General features: G+C 71.6%; 10 protein-coding genes, 1 tRNA gene and 1 pseudogene. 7 read left to right on the forward strand and 5 right to left on the reverse strand.

Annotated features, from left to right (window positions below; all coding sequences use genetic code 11):
* Positions 1 to 1,041 precede the first annotated feature (1,041 nt).
* A pseudogene (locus tag ACFVXA_RS38225) lies at positions 1,042 to 1,818 on the forward strand (ABC transporter substrate-binding protein); the annotation flags it as partial.
* 92 nt (positions 1,819 to 1,910) lie between these two features.
* On the opposite strand, the gene ACFVXA_RS38230 reads toward ACFVXA_RS38225, so the two are convergent.
* On the reverse strand, positions 1,911 to 4,322 hold the full coding sequence (locus ACFVXA_RS38230) for an SCO7613 C-terminal domain-containing membrane protein (protein ID WP_390028558.1): 2,412 nt from the start codon (positions 4,320 to 4,322) through the stop codon (positions 1,911 to 1,913).
* A gap of 118 nt (positions 4,323 to 4,440) precedes the next feature.
* Between ACFVXA_RS38230 and ACFVXA_RS38235 the strand changes: the two genes are divergently transcribed.
* Positions 4,441 to 4,887, forward strand: a complete 447-nt coding sequence (locus ACFVXA_RS38235; protein ID WP_362020976.1) for an SRPBCC family protein — start codon at positions 4,441 to 4,443, stop codon at positions 4,885 to 4,887.
* A gap of 39 nt (positions 4,888 to 4,926) precedes the next feature.
* A tRNA-Val gene (locus ACFVXA_RS38240) sits at positions 4,927 to 4,998 on the forward strand.
* Positions 4,999 to 5,067: 69 nt separating this feature from the next.
* Here the strand turns inward: ACFVXA_RS38240 and ACFVXA_RS38245 are convergent.
* Positions 5,068 to 5,793 (reverse strand): 3'-5' exonuclease, encoded by a 726-nt coding sequence (locus tag ACFVXA_RS38245; RefSeq protein WP_362020978.1) that lies wholly within the window; start codon positions 5,791 to 5,793, stop codon positions 5,068 to 5,070.
* Between the two features lie 170 nt (positions 5,794 to 5,963).
* On the opposite strand from ACFVXA_RS38245, the gene ACFVXA_RS38250 reads away from it, so the two are divergent.
* The 3 genes from ACFVXA_RS38250 to thrS all read left to right on the forward strand — a co-directional run bounded on the left by ACFVXA_RS38250 (position 5,964) and on the right by thrS (position 9,842).
* Complete coding sequence (locus tag ACFVXA_RS38250) at positions 5,964 to 6,530, forward strand: DUF4365 domain-containing protein (protein ID WP_362020980.1); 567 nt, start codon at positions 5,964 to 5,966, stop codon at positions 6,528 to 6,530.
* On the forward strand, positions 6,527 to 7,744 hold the full coding sequence (locus ACFVXA_RS38255) for a hypothetical protein (RefSeq protein WP_390028559.1): 1,218 nt from the start codon (positions 6,527 to 6,529) through the stop codon (positions 7,742 to 7,744). Before ACFVXA_RS38250 ends, ACFVXA_RS38255 begins: the two co-directional genes overlap by 4 nt.
* Positions 7,745 to 7,877: 133 nt before the next feature.
* Entirely contained in the window at positions 7,878 to 9,842 is a 1,965-nt protein-coding gene (gene thrS, locus ACFVXA_RS38260; protein ID WP_362021137.1) for a threonine--tRNA ligase, read from the forward strand.
* Between the two features lie 26 nt (positions 9,843 to 9,868).
* On the opposite strand, the gene ACFVXA_RS38265 is transcribed toward thrS, so the two are convergent.
* On the reverse strand, positions 9,869 to 10,525 hold the full coding sequence (locus tag ACFVXA_RS38265; protein ID WP_383746208.1) for an ion channel: 657 nt from the start codon (positions 10,523 to 10,525) through the stop codon (positions 9,869 to 9,871).
* Between the two features lie 67 nt (positions 10,526 to 10,592).
* Between ACFVXA_RS38265 and ACFVXA_RS38270 the strand changes: the two genes are divergently transcribed.
* Positions 10,593 to 11,156 carry an HIT domain-containing protein gene (locus tag ACFVXA_RS38270; RefSeq protein ID WP_362020987.1) on the forward strand — a complete coding sequence of 188 codons (564 nt, stop codon included), beginning with the start codon at positions 10,593 to 10,595 and terminating at the stop codon, positions 11,154 to 11,156.
* Positions 11,157 to 11,206: 50 nt separating this feature from the next.
* Here ACFVXA_RS38270 and ACFVXA_RS38275 read toward each other — a convergent pair whose 3' ends face one another.
* Both ACFVXA_RS38275 and ACFVXA_RS38280 read right to left on the reverse strand, forming a co-directional pair.
* Positions 11,207 to 12,874, reverse strand: a complete 1,668-nt coding sequence (locus ACFVXA_RS38275) for a hypothetical protein (RefSeq protein WP_362020990.1) — start codon at positions 12,872 to 12,874, stop codon at positions 11,207 to 11,209.
* Positions 12,875 to 13,031: 157 nt separating this feature from the next.
* Positions 13,032 to 15,227 (reverse strand): elongation factor G-like protein EF-G2, encoded by a 2,196-nt coding sequence (locus ACFVXA_RS38280; RefSeq protein WP_390028560.1) that lies wholly within the window; start codon positions 15,225 to 15,227, stop codon positions 13,032 to 13,034.
* Positions 15,228 to 15,410 lie beyond the last annotated feature (183 nt).

Genomic DNA, 15,410 nt, shown 5'->3' on the forward strand with positions numbered 1-15,410 from the left:
GCCCCGTAGCCCGGGGGCGGCTCCGGAGAGTGAGGCCGCCGCCCGGCGCGGGCGGCGATGGCGGCGCGGGGGGCGCTGGCGGCCGACGGTGGCGCCGGGCGGCGCTGGCGGCCGACGGTGGCGCCGGGCGGCGCTGGCGGCCGACGGTGGCGCCCGGGTGGGCACACCGCAGGTCACGCTGGTCGGAATACGTCGTGGGCCCCCAGCCTCCCGGCCTCCCGGCATCCCCGGCCTGCCGGCCTGCCGGCCTCCCTGGCCTCCCCGGCCCCCATGCCTCCCCGGCCCCCCGGGCCTCCGGCTGCCGGTCGCGGGCGCGCGTCGGCGGAGGGTGAGACGCCGAGCCGTGCCCAAGGCCTCTGCCAGGTCCGATGCGGCACTACCTCCTCGGCCTGCCGCCGGGGCGGACGCGACCTCCTCGGCGTGCTGTCGGGGGGTGTCACGTGCGCGGCCTGCTGCCGCGGCGGGCATGGCCTCCTCGGCGGACATGGCCTCCCCGGCCTGCTGCCGAGGCGGGCACCACCGCCTCCGTCGACTGCCGAGGCGGGCACCACCGCCTCCGTCGACCGCCGAGGCGGGCACCACCGCCTCCGTCGACTGCCGGGGTCCGCGCACCCACACCCACCCACCCCACCCAACCTCCCACCCGTCACCCTCCGTTCCCGCCCCTTCTCCCCACCCCTGCCGCGCCTCCGTCGGCCCCCCGAACCGCGGTCATTTTCAGCCCGGCCCCCGACTCGCTCGACCGGCCACATCACGTTCGGCAGATCGACCGCGCGCACGCGACCTGCACACTCTCGCCCGCGCACGCGAACCGCACCCCCGGGCACGCCACCACTCAGGCAAGGCGCGTCAGATCAATTCCTGGCCGAATCATTGACGCGCCCGAAAGCCCTCCATGCCCCGCGTCAGCAAGCGCTTACTTGAAACGATTCATGCGGTGAGTGACGATGCGGCGGGGAGCCTCCGGCTGTGCTGTGGGGAACAACAGGAGTGCCGAGAGGCGGAACGGTCCTCAAGGCGGCCGGAGCTTCGCCGGCCACGCTGGGGGCGGGCGGCGGGAGTGGTGGCGCCGGAGACGGGACGGTCGGAAGAGGTACCCGAAGGCCAAGGGGAAGACGGACTTCCGGGATTACGTAGCCTTTTGGGGGAAGTTCCAGACGCAGGCCGGCGGCGGAAATCCGCCGGATGTATTCCAGAACGCCTTCGGATTTCTTCGGAAGTACGACAAGAGGGGCGTACTGCCGACCCTCAAGTCTCAGATAGACGCGGGAATCTGATCCTGGGCAACTTCCGCTCGTGAGTCGAGAAGGTCGGACAGGTCGACGGAAAGCAGCTCGACATTCCGGTCGGATCCAACACCATGTCACTTGTCATTGACGAGAGGGTGTTTGAGAAGGCGGGCGTCAAGCCGAAGCAGGGCTGGACCCGGGACGAGTATTTCGCCGCGCTCAAGAAGATCCACGCCACCCAGCAGGTGGCAGGCGACACCGGCTACTTCAGCATCATGTACCTGTACGACCTCTCGTCCGGCAGAACGGCAAGGCGTTCTTCACCGAGGACGGACCGGGGTTCGACGAGGCCGATCTGACGGAGCGGTGGACGGACGGCTGCAACCGCGTCAAGGCGGGCGTCATCACCGACCCCGATCGGGTCGAGCAGGACAAGCCCAAGTCCTCCCTCTCGCCGGGGCACGCCGCCTTTGAGTTCTCCTGGGACCACTTCACCGTCCGTTACGCGGCGGAGGGCGACAAAAGCTACGGCCTCGCGCCGATCCCGACGACGGACGGCGAGCAGACCGGCCAGTACCTCACACCGCTGTACGGCCTCGCCGCCGTCGAGAACCTGGTGCTGCTCGGCGACAAGGTGCCCTGGGCGACAAGTGTCCTTGGTATAGGGAGGTCGAGGGCGGACTAGTCCATCCTCCCCAGCACCTCCCGCACCCGCCGCGCGTCGCGGATCCGCTGTTCGTACGTCGCACCCACGGCGAGCAGCACCAGTCCGGCGAGTGCGGGAGGCACCCAGCGAGGGAGCGCGTCGACCACCTGGACGAGGTAGGGGGCGAGTTCGTGCAGCGCGTCCAGCGCGAGCACCGTGCCGCCCAGCACGAGCGGCGCCCGGAGCCGGTGCCGGGCGCCCACCAGGGTGACCAGGAGCGCCGCCGCGCCGAGCAGCAGCGGGCGCAGCCAGTGCGTGTCGCCCCACGCCGCGAACAGACTCGGCACGAGCGTGACGACCAGCCCCGGGCCGTACGCCGTCCAGGAGGACGCCCGCGGGTCCTTGCGGCGCCTGACCGCGCCCACGACCAGCGCCGGGACGGTCACCGGAAGGGTGTACGCCTCGGGCGATCCAGCCCCCCAGGCCGCCAGCCGGACCCAGGCGGCCAGCACGAACAGGGCCGCGGCCGCGTAGCCGATGGACCGCCGGTCCTCCCGTACGGCCGTGCCCGCGGCGATCACTCCACAGAGGGACAGGACCAGGGCCAGCATCGGCGGATCGGCGACCGTGAGCCCGATGGCGAGCAGACCGGCGACGGCTCCCGTCGCCTCCACCGGCACCGTGACGGACGCGTCGCTCAGGCGCGCCGCGAGGAGGGCCGCGCCGACCGGCACCACCAGGACGAGCAGCGCGGTCTGCTGCGGCGGCCAGCCGAGGGACGCTCCCACGGCGCAGGCCAGGGCCGTGGCGTACGCGAGGGAGGCGGGCGCCGCGACCGCGCCGAGGCCCGGCCGCCGGGCGGCGGCCGCGAACAGGAGGGCCAGCGCGGCCAGGACGGTGAGGGTCGCACCTTCGGATGTCAGCGAGAGGAACGCGAGGCCGACGGAGGTGAGCAGGGCCAGCAGGAGCGGGGGCGTCCGGGGGAGTGACGGGAGTGCGCACGCCAGGGCGGCCACCGTCGTGAGCCCCTGCACCAACAGCCCCACCCAGTAGGGAAGTTCGAGAGCCGCCGGGAGGACGAGCGCCGTGGCCCAGGTCAGCGCCAGTGCGCCGGTCAGGGCCTGCGGACGCCATTCCGCGCCGCGGACCGCGACCACCAGGACCCCGGCGACGAGCAGCAGGACGAACGGTGCCGTCGCCGAGTGCGGGGGCCAGGGCACGTCGATCGTCACCGCGTCCCGTGCGGTCGCCGGGGCACCGGACCAGACCTTCTCCGTCCAGCCGACCGGCCCCAGCAGGGCGACGCCGACGGCAGGCAGCGTCCACACCACCGCGATGGCCTGAACGGAGCCGGAGGCCCAGGCGAGCCCGCGCCGCAGCGGCTCGGGGAACCCCGTCCGCAGGACGCCCAACAGGGCGACACCGCACACCAGACAGCCCGGAACCGTCCAGTCGTCGGGCAGCGACGAGCGCAGGATGCCGCCGAGTCCGGCGACCGTCAGCAGACCGCCCGCCAGCGCCAAGCCGGTGGCGAGGTGCGGCTTCAGGACGTGGGTGCGGCCGGCCGCGGCGAAGCCGATCGCGGCGGCGAGGAGGAGGAGCGCCGCCGCACGGGCGGCGGCGCTCGGGCCGGAGGCGCTCGGGCCGGAGGCGGTCCAGGACAGCCAACCGGCGGCAAAGGAGCCCCAGCCGCCCATGCCGTACGCGCCGACGGCGGCGACCACACGTACGGACTTCACGGGGAGCCGGAGCGCGAGGGCCGTGTCGAACGCGGCCGTCACCAGCAGCGCGGCCGTGATGGTGGGGGCGCCGGCGCCGGCCGCCGCCGCCCAGAGGAGCAGCGGGAGCTGGGCCGCGGCCACGGCGGCGGGCAGGGGCAGCCGCAGGCCAGTGGTGGTGGCGGGGCCGAGGAGCCCGCCCAGCGCGAGCCCGTAAGCAGCCCACACGCCGGCCAGCGCGGCCGACGCCATCGCCGCGTACCCGAGGCCGTCGCTGTTTGGCAGCGCCACCTCGTACAGCGCGTACACATCGAGCACGGTCAGGGCGAGGCCCAGTCCCGCCACCGACTCGGCGGTCGAGCGCAGCCCGCGCCGGATGAGGAGCACCGGCGCGCCGAGCGCGGCCCACGTCACCGCGCCGAGGACCAGTGCCCGTCCGGCGATGCCCAGATGGCCCCAGCTGACGACCGTGAACGCGACGGCGGCCACGGTCAGCAGGATGCCGCCGAGCAGAAGGAGCACGTTCTGGACGCCGGGCGCCGTGGTCTCGGGCCGGCGAGCGGGGGCGGCCGGGGTGGCCCGGGGCGCGTGCGGCACGGGGGCCGCCGGCCGCAGGGCGGCGACCAGCCAGGCGCGGCGGGCCAGCAACACGGTCCGGCGCGCGTCGAGTTGCCGCAGCTCGGTGTCGAGGATCCGCAACTCCTCGGCCGGGGGCGGAATGTGGGTCATGCCTCGGAGTGTGGTCCCGGTCACGTTCGCCGGCATGAGTGCGCGTACTCACCGCGTACTCAGATCTGCGGCGGACGGGGTAGGCGCAGCCCCGGCACTCGGCCCCCACACTGGGTGCATGGACTGGAGTCACTACCGCTTCCGCAGCCTGTGGTCCCTTCCGGCGCCGCCGGCCGACGTGTACGTCGCCCTGGAACAGGCCGAGAACTACCCCCGCTGGTGGCCGCAGGTCCGCGAGGTGAACCCGATCGACGACACGAGCGGCCTCATCCGCGTCCGCTCGGTGCTGCCGTACGACATGACCTTCACCGCGCGCGAAGTGCGCCGCGACCGGGCGGCCGGGGTGCTGGAGATCGCGATGAGCGGCGACATGGACGGCTGGGCGCGCTGGACCCTCACCTCCGACGGGCCCCTCACCCGGGCCCGGTACGACCAGGAGGTGAAGGTGACCAAGCCCCTGCTGCGGCGGCTCGCGGTCCCGGGACGACCGGTCTTCCGCGCCAACCACGCGCTGATGATGCGCGCGGGACAGCGCGGACTGGCGGCTTACCTCGAAGCGGTTTGAACCACACCCGCCGGGACCTGTATTGTTCAGTCCGTTCCCGGGCGATTAGCTCAGTGGGAGAGCGCTTCGTTCACACCGAAGAGGTCACTGGTTCGAACCCAGTATCGCCCACCCGGAGAAGGCCGGTCCGTCACAGACGGACCGGTTTTTCTGTGTACGCGGCCGCAGGCGGGGGCGTGCTCAGGCCGCCGCCGGCAGCTCCGGACGCAGCGGCCACGCCGGATCCACCGCCTCCTCCGAGCCGCTGCGGGCGAACCACGCCTGCAGGCCGCGTGCCTGTGCCGCGTGCCACACCGCCTGGAGCGTGTGCAACTCGGCAGGCGAGAGCCGCTCCAGCCGGGTCGCGAAACGGCGTCCCACCGCCCGTACGACCTCCATCGCGGCCAGCGCGTCGGCCGCGGCGTCGTGCGCGCCCTCCAGCACCACGTCGTAGTGCGCGCACAGATCGGTGAGGGTGCGGCGGCCCTTGCGGTAGCGGTCCAGATGCTTGTCCAGGACCCGTGGATCGAGCACGCGCAACGGCGTCGACTCGAACCACCGGTCGAGCGAGGAAGCGCGATGGCGTCGCAACTCCCGGTCCAGGAGCGTCAGATCGAAGGGCGCGTTCATCACCACGAGCGGGCGGCCCGCCGCGGCGTGTTCGCCCAGCTCCCGGGCTATCTCCTCCATCACCGGCGACGGCCAGCGGCCGTTGCGCTGCAGATGTTCCTCCGTGAGCCCGTGCACCGCCGTCGCCCCCGCGGGCACCGGCACTCCCGGGTTCACCAGCCATCGGGTCACCCGCGGACGGGAACCCGGGGCGTCCTGGACGACGACGGCGGCCGACACGATCCGGTCGGTCTCGACGTCCACGCCCGTGGTCTCCGTGTCGAACGCGGCCAAAGGGCCTTCGTACCAGCACGTCATACGTACACAACTCCTCGTTCACCCACGGCAGCTGACGCACCGTCTTCTGCCCGTTTGGTGATACCCGGGCTGTTTGCGCCGTACGCAGGGAGGAGACAACAGGGGTACGGGTCTTTGCAGTTCAGCGACCCGTCGCGGGGATTCACTTGGCTTGGAAGGCTGTTGGACTCATGGCACTCGCGCAGCCCGAACGGGGTGGGCTGCTGCCCCAGCGGACGGCACCTCATCGCGGCACACTCGCCACCACGGCATGCATGGAGACGCTCCAGGTGGGCTATCTCCACGCCGTCGCGGCCGCCGCGGGCTGCTCGCTGTCCCAGCCCTTTCCCGACAACGGCATCGACTGGCACGTCAGCCACAGCGCCCCCGGGCACACGGTCGACGACGAAGTCACCATCAAGGTGCAGCTCAAGTGCACGTACCAGATCCCGCCGAACCCGCCCGGGCCCGCCTTCTCCTTCACGCTCGACAACGAGCACCTGGCGAAGCTCGCCCGCACCCCGGTCTCGGTGCACAAGATCCTGGTCGTGATGCTCGTGCCCCGGTCCCAGGACGACTGGCTGCGCGCCAGCCACGACCGCCTCGACCTGCGGCACTGCTGCTACTGGACCAACCTCGCCGGACACGCCATCACCGGCCGGCGCAGGACCACCGTCCGCATACCGACGGCCCGGATCTTCGACGACCGGGCACTCTGCGAGATCATGACGCGGGTCGGGACGGGAGGCAGACCATGACGCACCGCCCGATGGACGAAGCCCTCCGGCCGGTCAGACCACACCCGGCCGACGCTTTGTGGAACGAGCCGCCCGAGCCCGGCCAGGTCGACCCCGCCGTGCTCAGCGCCCTGCTGCACCGGCACGGCTGGCAGCGCCGCGGCGGCGCGCCGGGACGGTACGGCCGGTGGACCCCACCCGGGCCCGGTGGCGGCGGCACCAGCCTGCTGGTGCCGGAGAGCCGGGCCTTTCCCGACAGCGACGACCTGCTCGGCGAGGCGCTCGTCGCGCTCTCCCGCAGCGGCTCGCCCTCCGCGCGCGACGTACTGGTCGCGCTCGCCGTGCCCAGCGACGAGATCCGCTGGTGGCGGGACGTCCCGACCGGGCCGGTGGGCGCCGCGCCCTGGACCGTCGAGGAGCAGCTGCGCGGCGCCGCCCGCCAGATGCTGCTCGCGGGCGCGCTGGCCACGCGCGCGCGTGCGGGCTACTACGGCGCCCGGCACCGCAGGTCCGCCACCGCCTCCCTGGAGAACGTCCTGGTCGGTGCCGAACCTGGCGGACGCCGGCTGACCGCCTTCGTGCCCGTCGCCACCGGACGGCCGCTCGCGGTACGACTGCACCAGGCCCTGTACGCCGCCCGCGAGGCCATCGACTACCAGCGGGCCACCGGCGGTATGGACGCCTTCGACGCGGCCGTCGAGGCGGGCGTCAGTCACGAGCTCATGGAAGCCCTGGTGGCTCTGGTCCGCGGCACCGAGGGCGCCCGGATCGCCGTCGAGTGGGCGCCCGCCGCCGGCGTCCCCGAAGGCGGCGCGACACCCGCCGAGCCCGTCGAGTTCTCGCCCGGTGACCTGCCCGTGCTGCGCGAGGCCGGGGCCCGCTATCTGCGCGAGGAGCCCTCCGTGCCGGTGCGTCTCACCGGCGCCGTGGTCCGGCTGCGCAGGTCGGGGCCGCGCGGCGAAGGCACTGTACGGCTGCGGGTCATCGCGGGCGCCGAGGTCCCGCACGTCCGGATGACCCTCGACGAGGAGGCGTACCGGATAGCGGGCCATGCCCATCTGGTCGGGCTGCCGGTTCGGGTGCACGGGCGGCTGGAGAGCCGCGGCGGCTTCCGCAGGCTCACGGACGCCTCCGGGGTCGTACCCGTGCAGGTGGACGAGGCCGAGCGGGACCGGCTGATGAAGTCCCTCCAGGAGAACCTGGACTTCTTCGAGGAGGCGTGCAGCGGGGACTGACGGATTCCGGGTCGGTGACCGGAACCGTTTCGCGGAGGGGACCCCGGGCTCGGTACGATCCCTTCTATTGCGTGCGTGAGACGAAGACGCGCACGTCCCCTTCAGGCAGGAGAGTCCGGTGTCAGACGTCCGTGTGATCATCCAACGCGATTCCGAGCGGGAAGAGCGCGTGGTGACGACGGGCACAACGGCCGCCGACCTCTTCGCCGACCAGCGCACCATCGTCGCGGCCCGCGTGGGCGGCGAGCTCAAGGACCTCGCGTACCAGGTGAAGGACGGCGAGGAGGTCGAGCCCGTCGAGATCTCCTCCGAGGACGGTCTGGGCATCCTGCGCCACTCCACCGCGCACGTCATGGCCCAGGCCGTGCAGGAGCTCTTCCCCGAGGCCAAGCTGGGCATCGGCCCGCCGGTCAAGGACGGCTTCTACTACGACTTCGATGTGGCCGAGCCGTTCACGCCCGAGGACATCAAGCGCATCGAGAAGAAGATGCAGGAGATCCAGAAGCGCGGACAGAAGTTCGCGCGCCGGATCACCACGGACGAGGACGCCCGGGTCGAGCTGGCCGACGAGCCCTACAAGCTGGAGCTCATCGGCCTCAAGGGCAACGCCGCGCAGGCCGCCGAGGGCGCCGACGCCGAGGTCGGCGGCGGCGAGCTGACGATCTACGACAACCTCGACGCCAAGACCGGCGAGCTGTGCTGGAAGGACCTCTGCCGCGGTCCCCACCTGCCCACCACCCGGAACATCCCGGCGTTCAAGCTGATGCGCTCGGCCGCCGCCTACTGGCGCGGCAGTGAGAAGAACCCGCAGCTCCAGCGCATCTACGGCACCGCCTGGCCGTCCAAGGACGAGCTGAAGGCGTACCTGGACTTCCTCGTCGAGGCCGAGAAGCGCGACCACCGCAAGCTCGGCGCCGAGCTGGACCTCTTCTCCATCCCGGAGGAGCTGGGCTCCGGTCTCGCGGTCTTCCACCCCAAGGGCGGCATCGTCCGCCGCGAGATGGAGACCTACTCGCGCAAGCGCCACGAGGACGCGGCCTACGAGTTCGTCAATACCCCGCACATCTCGAAGGAACAGCTCTTCGTGACGTCCGGGCACCTCCCGAACTACGCCGACGCGATGTTCCCGCCGCTGGAGTTCGACGGGCAGAACTACCGCCTCAAGGCGATGAACTGCCCCATGCACAACCTGATCTTCAAGGCACGCGGCCGCTCCTACCGCGAACTGCCCCTGCGGCTCTTCGAGTTCGGCACGGTGTACCGCTACGAGAAGTCGGGCGTCGTGCACGGCCTGACCCGCGCCCGCGGCTTCACACAGGACGACTCGCACATCTACTGCACCAAAGACCAGATGGCGAGCGAGCTGGACTCGCTGCTCACCTTCGTCCTGGACCTGCTGCGCGACTACGGCCTGAACGACTTCGAGCTGGAGCTGTCCACCCGCGACGACTCCCCGAAGTTCATCGGTGAGGACGCGGAGTGGGAGGAGGCCACCGACGCGCTGCGCCAGGCGGCCGAGAAGCAGGGCCTGCCGCTGGTCCCCGACCCGGGCGGCGCCGCGTACTACGGTCCGAAGATCTCCGTCCAGGCCAAGGACGCCATCGGCCGCTCCTGGCAGATGTCCACCATCCAGGTCGACTTCCAGCAGCCCAAGCGGTTCAACCTGGAGTACACGGCCGCGGACGGCTCCAAGCAGCAGCCGGTCATGATCCACCGTGCGCTGTTCGGCTCGATCGAGCGGTTCTTCGCCGTGCTCCTCGAGCACTACGCGGGCGCGTTCCCGGCGTGGCTGGCGCCCGTGCAGGCCATCGGCATCCCGATCGGCGACGCGCACGTGCCCTACCTCGCGGAGTTCGCCAAGAAGGCGAAGGCGGCCGGTCTGCGCGTCGAGGTCGACGCGTCCTCGGACCGGATGCAGAAGAAGATCCGCAACGCCCAGAAGCAGAAGGTGCCCTTCATGGTCATCGCGGGCGACGAGGACATGACGGCCGGTGCCGTCTCCTTCCGCTACCGCGACGGCTCGCAGGAGAACGGCATCCCGGTCGACGAGGCGATCGCCAAGATCGTGAAGATCGTCGAGGAGCGGGCGCAGGTCTGACCGGCGTGTGAAAACCCCCGGGAAGCTCAGCTCCCCGGGGGCTTCGCGTCGCCTTCACGCGCGAACACCTGCAACAACCACGACGAGAACGACCCCGTCACCGCGCCCAGCAGCGCCAGCCCGCATGCCATCAGCCCCACCGCGATCGTGCGCCCCCAGGGCGTCACCGGGGCGACATCCCCGTATCCCACCGTCGAGAGCGTGGCGCAGGTCCACCAGACCGCGTCCCCGAAGGTACGGATCGTCGCGCTCGGTGCCCCGTGCTCCTGCTGGTAGACGGCGAGGGCGCCGGAGAAGCCGAGCAGCAGCGTCGACAGACCGGCGTAGAAGATCACCCGCGCCTGCAGGGCGAGGCGAGGCTGCCCGTGCCGGCGCTGCACGGACTCGTAGAACTTGACGATGCGCAGCGGGCGCAGCAGGGGCAGGAGCAGCACCAGCGTGTCCACCCAGTGCGACCGTACGAAGCGTCGGCCCTGTCCGCTCAGCCGCCAGCGCATCCCGTAGTCGACGGCGAACACCGCCCAGGCGGCCAGCAGCACCACGAGGCAGATGTACCGCCCGACGGCGGTCAGACCGTGGGCCAGCACCTCGACCGCGTACGCGGTGAGGAAGAGCAGCGACGCGAGGGTGAGCGGTACCTCGGTGCGCCGCTCCCAGCGGGCCTGGGGGCTGTCGTCGTCCATCGCCCCAGCTTGGCCGCAGGCCCTTGGGGAGGGCACCCGCCGACACGCCGCGAACGGGCGAAGCAATATGCTGCACATCATGACGAGTGAGCCCGAGCAGCAGATCGGAGTGGGAACGCAGGACGCGTTCCAGCGCTTGTGGACGCCCCACCGGATGGCCTACATCCAGGGCGAGAACAAGCCCACCGGCCCGGGGGCCGACGACGGCTGTCCCTTCTGCTCGATCCCGGCCAAGTCCGACGAGGACGGGCTGATCGTGAGGCGCGGCGAGCAGGTGTACGCCGTGCTCAACCTCTACCCGTACAACGGCGGACACCTCATGGTCGTGCCCTACCGGCACGTCGCCGACTACACGGACCTCACGGACCCGGAGACCGCCGAGCTCGCCGAGCTGACCAAGCAGGCCATGACCGCGCTGCGCACCGCCTCGGGCGCGCACGGCTTCAACATCGGCATGAACCAGGGCACGGTGGCGGGCGCCGGCATCGCCGCCCATCTGCACCAGCACATCGTCCCCCGCTGGGGCGGCGACACGAACTTCATGCCGGTCGTCGGCCACACCAAGGTCCTGCCCCAGCTCCTGGGGGACACCCGCAAGATGCTGGCCGAGGCCTGGCCGACGGCCGCCTAGCGCCGCCGCGAGGGCGGGTCGACCGCGCGGTCGACCCGCCCTCGCAGGCGCTACGCGTCGTAGAGGTCCGCCTTCCGCGGCATCGGGTCCTGGACGGCCGTGCTGAGGAAGGCCGAGCGGTTGCCGAACTTCTCGGTGTCGACCCCGTTCTCCTTCAGCACCCTGATCGCCGCCGCGTGCACCACGCGCAGCACGGGCGTCGCGGCCCGCAGCGCGTCGTCCGCCATGAACCGGTGCCGCCACGGCTTGTCGGCCCAGGCGTGCCGCAGCCCGAAGGGCTCGGGCAGCGTCAGGGTCCCGCCCAGCCAGTTGAGCAGCGGCGGGTAACGGGTGAAGGGAGCGCGCGCGGCGAGCCGTACGACCTCGTCCGTGGTGACCAGCGGCAGGCTCACCTTGCGGGTCTCCCAGAACTTGACCGCCTTCGCGACCTCCTTGGTCGGCGCCTCCGGCTTCGTCGTGAACAGCGGGTTCACCGGCCCCAGCGCGTGCCCGGTGACCTCGATGCGCAGCGTCTCGTGCAGCACGGTCACGGTGATCAGCATGGTGATGATCAACTGGCCGTCCCAGAGCGTCCATTGGACCCCCAGATAGTGACGGTCCCCGCTGCCGAACTGCTGCTTGTTGCAGATGTCCTGTATCGCATGGGTCTTGACCGTGTACGCGTCCACGTCCGTGCCCTCCGGCCGGGACACCGCCTTCGCGTTCTCGCCGATCGGCGTGACGACCCAGTGCTTTATCGAAGGGGCCGGGAAACCACCGGTGTTGAGCGGACCGCGCTCCAGCATCCGCAGCTGGTCGTGGATGGACCGAATGACGTCCCAGCTGCGGAACGGGTGGATCTCCTTGTCCGCGTCGCGCGGGATCAGGTCCTCGGCGAGCTGCCAGCTGCCCCACCGGGTGCCCATGCCGAGTATGCCCTTGGGGCCGGCGTAGAAGACCGAGTTGGACTGCTGCTCCGCGGTGAGCCGGGCGAGGGCCTGCCGCAGCCGCTCCGCCGCCGTCTCACCGGGACTGCCCGGCACGGCCTCGGGGATCTTGGCGCCGATGCCGCCACCGGACAGCAGGCTGTCCCAGCGGTCGCGCAGGTCCTTGGCCGTGCGCTCGCAGATCTGCTTGGCCCACAGCCAGCCGACCACCGGCAGCACGATCGACGCACGCGCGTACCAGGCCCAGAAGCCGGTGAACGGCATCTTGATCAGGAAGAGCACGGCGAGGGCACCGAAGGCGACCAGGAGCGTGGTCGCGAGGGCGGAGGCGCGCTTGTCCTCGCGCTTGGCGATCTGCGTGCGGATCTGGAAGATCAGCAGCCAGACCAGCAGGCCGGGCAGGAAGAGCAGCCCGCACAGGACCATCACGGCGGACAGCCAGTTGTCCCGCTCCCTGCGGATGTTGTTCGCCGCCAGGCAGTGCTCCACCACGACCTGCGGCTCGGTGCCGAAGGACTGGATGAGCGGCTTGCGGCCCGCGCCCAGCATGCGGTCCGTCACGGCTCTCGCGAAGGCCTCGCCCAGGTTCGGCGCGAACAGCTTGATCCTTCCGGCCTTGACGGTGGACTTGTGCCATTCGTTGTCGGCCTTGAGGATCTCCTCGACCCCGTTGTCCCGGTACGCCGCCGAGGCCAGGGCGAAGCTCGCCGCCGTCTGACCCGCGGAGCCCGAGAGCGGCACCTGCGCCCCGGGAGTGAAATCGAAACCGTCGAATGCCACTTCCGCCCCCATCGCCGCCGCTCCCGCACCTGCGGCTTTCCCGACTTCCCTGCCCCGCACACCTGTTGATCAGGTCATCGTCTTGATCAGGTTCTCAGAGTATCGGCCGCGACCGACATTCGTCGGCGGACGACCGAAGCCGTCCGCCGACGAGTGAGGCGCCGAACCCTCAGGCCTCCTGGGCCTGTTCGCGAATCCTTTCGGCGATCTGCGGCGGCATCGGCTCGTGCCGCGCGTACGTGCGGCTGAAGCGCGCGGTGCCGTGCGAGAGGGAGCGCAGATCGACGGCGTACCGCCCGATCTCGATCTCCGGGACCTCGGCGCGTACGAGGGTGCGCCCGCCGCCCGCCTGCTCGGTGCCGACGACCCGGCCGCGCCGCCCCGACAGGTCGCTCATCACGGCGCCCACGTAGTCGTCGCCGACCAGCACCGTCACCTCCGCCACCGGCTCCAGGAGATGGATCCTGGCGTCGGCGGCCGCCTCGCGCAGGGCGAGCGCGCCCGCCGTCTGGAACGCCGCGTCGGAGGAGTCCACCGAGTGCGCCTTGCCGTCGAGCAGCGTGATCCGTACGTCGATGAGCGGATGGCCCGCGGCCACGCCCTTGGCGGCCTGTGCGCGTACGCCCTTCTCGACGGACGGGATGAACTGTCGCGGTACGGCGCCGCCGACGACCTTGTCGACGAACTCGATGCCGGACCCGTTCGGCAGCGGCTCGACCTCGATCTCGCAGATCGCGAACTGGCCGTGCCCGCCGGACTGCTTCACATGGCGCCCGCGCCCGGCGGACCTGCCCGCGAACGTCTCCCGCAGGGAGACCTTGTACGGGATCACGTCGACCTGGACGCCGTAGCGGTTGCGCAGCCGTTCCAGGGCGACGTCCGCGTGGGCCTCGCCCAGGCACCACAGGACGACCTGGTGGGTGTTCTGGTTCTGCTCCAGGCGCATGGTGGGGTCCTCGGCGACCAGCCGGCCGAGGCCCTGCGAGAGCTTGTCCTCGTCGGCCTTGCTGTGCGCCTGGATGGCCAGCGGCAGCAGCGGGTCGGGCATCTGCCACGGCTCCATGAGCAGCGGGTCGTCCTTGGCCGAGAGGGTGTCCCCGGTCTCGGCGCGGTTCAGCTTCGCCACGCACGCCAGGTCACCCGCGATGCAGTGCGTGAGGGCGCGCTGCTGCTTGCCGAACGGCGCGGACAGGGCGCCGACGCGCTCGTCGACGTCGTGGTCCTCGTGGCCTCGGTCGGTCAGCCCGTGCCCGGAGACGTGCACCGTCGCGTCGGGGCGCAGGGTGCCGGAGAAGACGCGTACCAGCGAGACCCGGCCCACGTACGGGTCGGACGCGGTCTTCACGACCTCCGCGAGCAGCGGCCCGTCCGGGTCGCACGCCCGCACCTCGCGCGCCGCGCCGTCCGGCGTGGTCACCGTGGGCGCCGCGCGTTCCAGCGGGGTCGGGAAGCCGCCCGTGATCAGCTCCAGGAGCTCGACCGTGCCCAGCCCCTGCCGGGCGCCCTCCGCGGCCGGAGCGGCGGCCAGCACCGGGAAGAAGGTCCCGCGCGCCACGGCTCGCTCCAGGTCGTCGACGAGGGTCTTCAGGTCGATCTCCGCTCCGCCGAGATAGCGGTCCATCAGGGTCTCGTCCTCGCTCTCGGCGATGATCCCCTCGATCAGCCGGTTGCGGGCCTCCTCGATGAGCGGCAGCTGCTCGGGTCCCGGCTCCGCCTCCTTGCGCTCGCCGGAGGAGTAGTCGAACAGCTGCTGCGACAGCAGCCCGATCAGGCCCGTCACGGGCGCGTGCCCGTCGGGACCCTCCTCGCCGTGCAGCGGCAGGTACAGGGGCAGTACGGCGTCGGGGTCGTCGCCGCCGAAGGCCTCCGCGCAGATCCGCGTCATCTCGTCGAAGTCCGCCCGGGCGGCTTCGAGGTGGGTGACGACGATGGCCCGCGGCATGCCGACGGCCGCGCACTCCTCCCACACCATCCGGGTCGAGCCGTCCACCCCGTCCGAGGCCGAGACGACGAAAAGGGCCGCGTCCGCCGCTCGCAGACCGGCCCTGAGTTCCCCGACGAAGTCGGCGTATCCGGGGGTGTCCAGAATGTTGATCTTGTATCCGTCCCAGTCGACGGGTACCAGGGAGAGCTGCACCGAGCGCTGCTGCCGGTGTTCGATCTCGTCGTAGTCGGAGACGGTGCCGCCGTCCTCCACGCGGCCCGCCCGGTTCACCGCTCCCGCTGTCAGTGCGAGAGCTTCCACCAAAGTCGTCTTGCCCGATCCGCTGTGGCCGACCAGCACCACATTCCGTACGGACGCGGGGTGGTCGGCCGCCGTAGCCCTGCCGGCGGCTCCGGGGTGTGCGTTCGCCTTGTCGCCCATGGCCTTGCCTCCCGTGCACGGTGAGGTCACTGTGGGCGCGGGCAGGCGGATCCGCGTGCGGTGCGGCTCCGATGACGCCCGCGGTGTCTTCGAGCTTTGCACTCCCGTCACGGTGCGTCCATACGGCGGACGCGATCGCGCCCCGACGCCGACGCGGGGCGGCTGGGACACGGGGTGCGGGTG

The organism is Streptomyces sp. NPDC058246 (assembly GCF_042881985.1).
Lineage (GTDB): Bacteria > Actinomycetota > Actinomycetes > Streptomycetales > Streptomycetaceae > Streptomyces.

Excerpts from the sequence above, each read along its gene's own strand:
- ACFVXA_RS38230 (WP_390028558.1), bottom strand. The coding sequence starts at position 4,322 with ATGACCCACATTCCGCCCCCGGCCGAGGAGTTGCGGATCCTCGACACC.
- ACFVXA_RS38235 (WP_362020976.1), top strand. The coding sequence starts at position 4,441 with ATGGACTGGAGTCACTACCGCTTCCGCAGCCTGTGGTCCCTTCCGGCG.
- ACFVXA_RS38245 (WP_362020978.1), bottom strand. The coding sequence starts at position 5,793 with ATGACGTGCTGGTACGAAGGCCCTTTGGCCGCGTTCGACACGGAGACC.
- ACFVXA_RS38250 (WP_362020980.1), top strand. The coding sequence starts at position 5,964 with ATGGCACTCGCGCAGCCCGAACGGGGTGGGCTGCTGCCCCAGCGGACG.
- ACFVXA_RS38255 (WP_390028559.1), top strand. The coding sequence starts at position 6,527 with ATGACGCACCGCCCGATGGACGAAGCCCTCCGGCCGGTCAGACCACAC.
- ACFVXA_RS38265 (WP_383746208.1), bottom strand. The coding sequence starts at position 10,525 with ATGGACGACGACAGCCCCCAGGCCCGCTGGGAGCGGCGCACCGAGGTA.
- ACFVXA_RS38270 (WP_362020987.1), top strand. The coding sequence starts at position 10,593 with ATGCTGCACATCATGACGAGTGAGCCCGAGCAGCAGATCGGAGTGGGA.
- ACFVXA_RS38275 (WP_362020990.1), bottom strand. The coding sequence starts at position 12,874 with ATGGGGGCGGAAGTGGCATTCGACGGTTTCGATTTCACTCCCGGGGCG.
- ACFVXA_RS38280 (WP_390028560.1), bottom strand. The coding sequence starts at position 15,227 with ATGGGCGACAAGGCGAACGCACACCCCGGAGCCGCCGGCAGGGCTACG.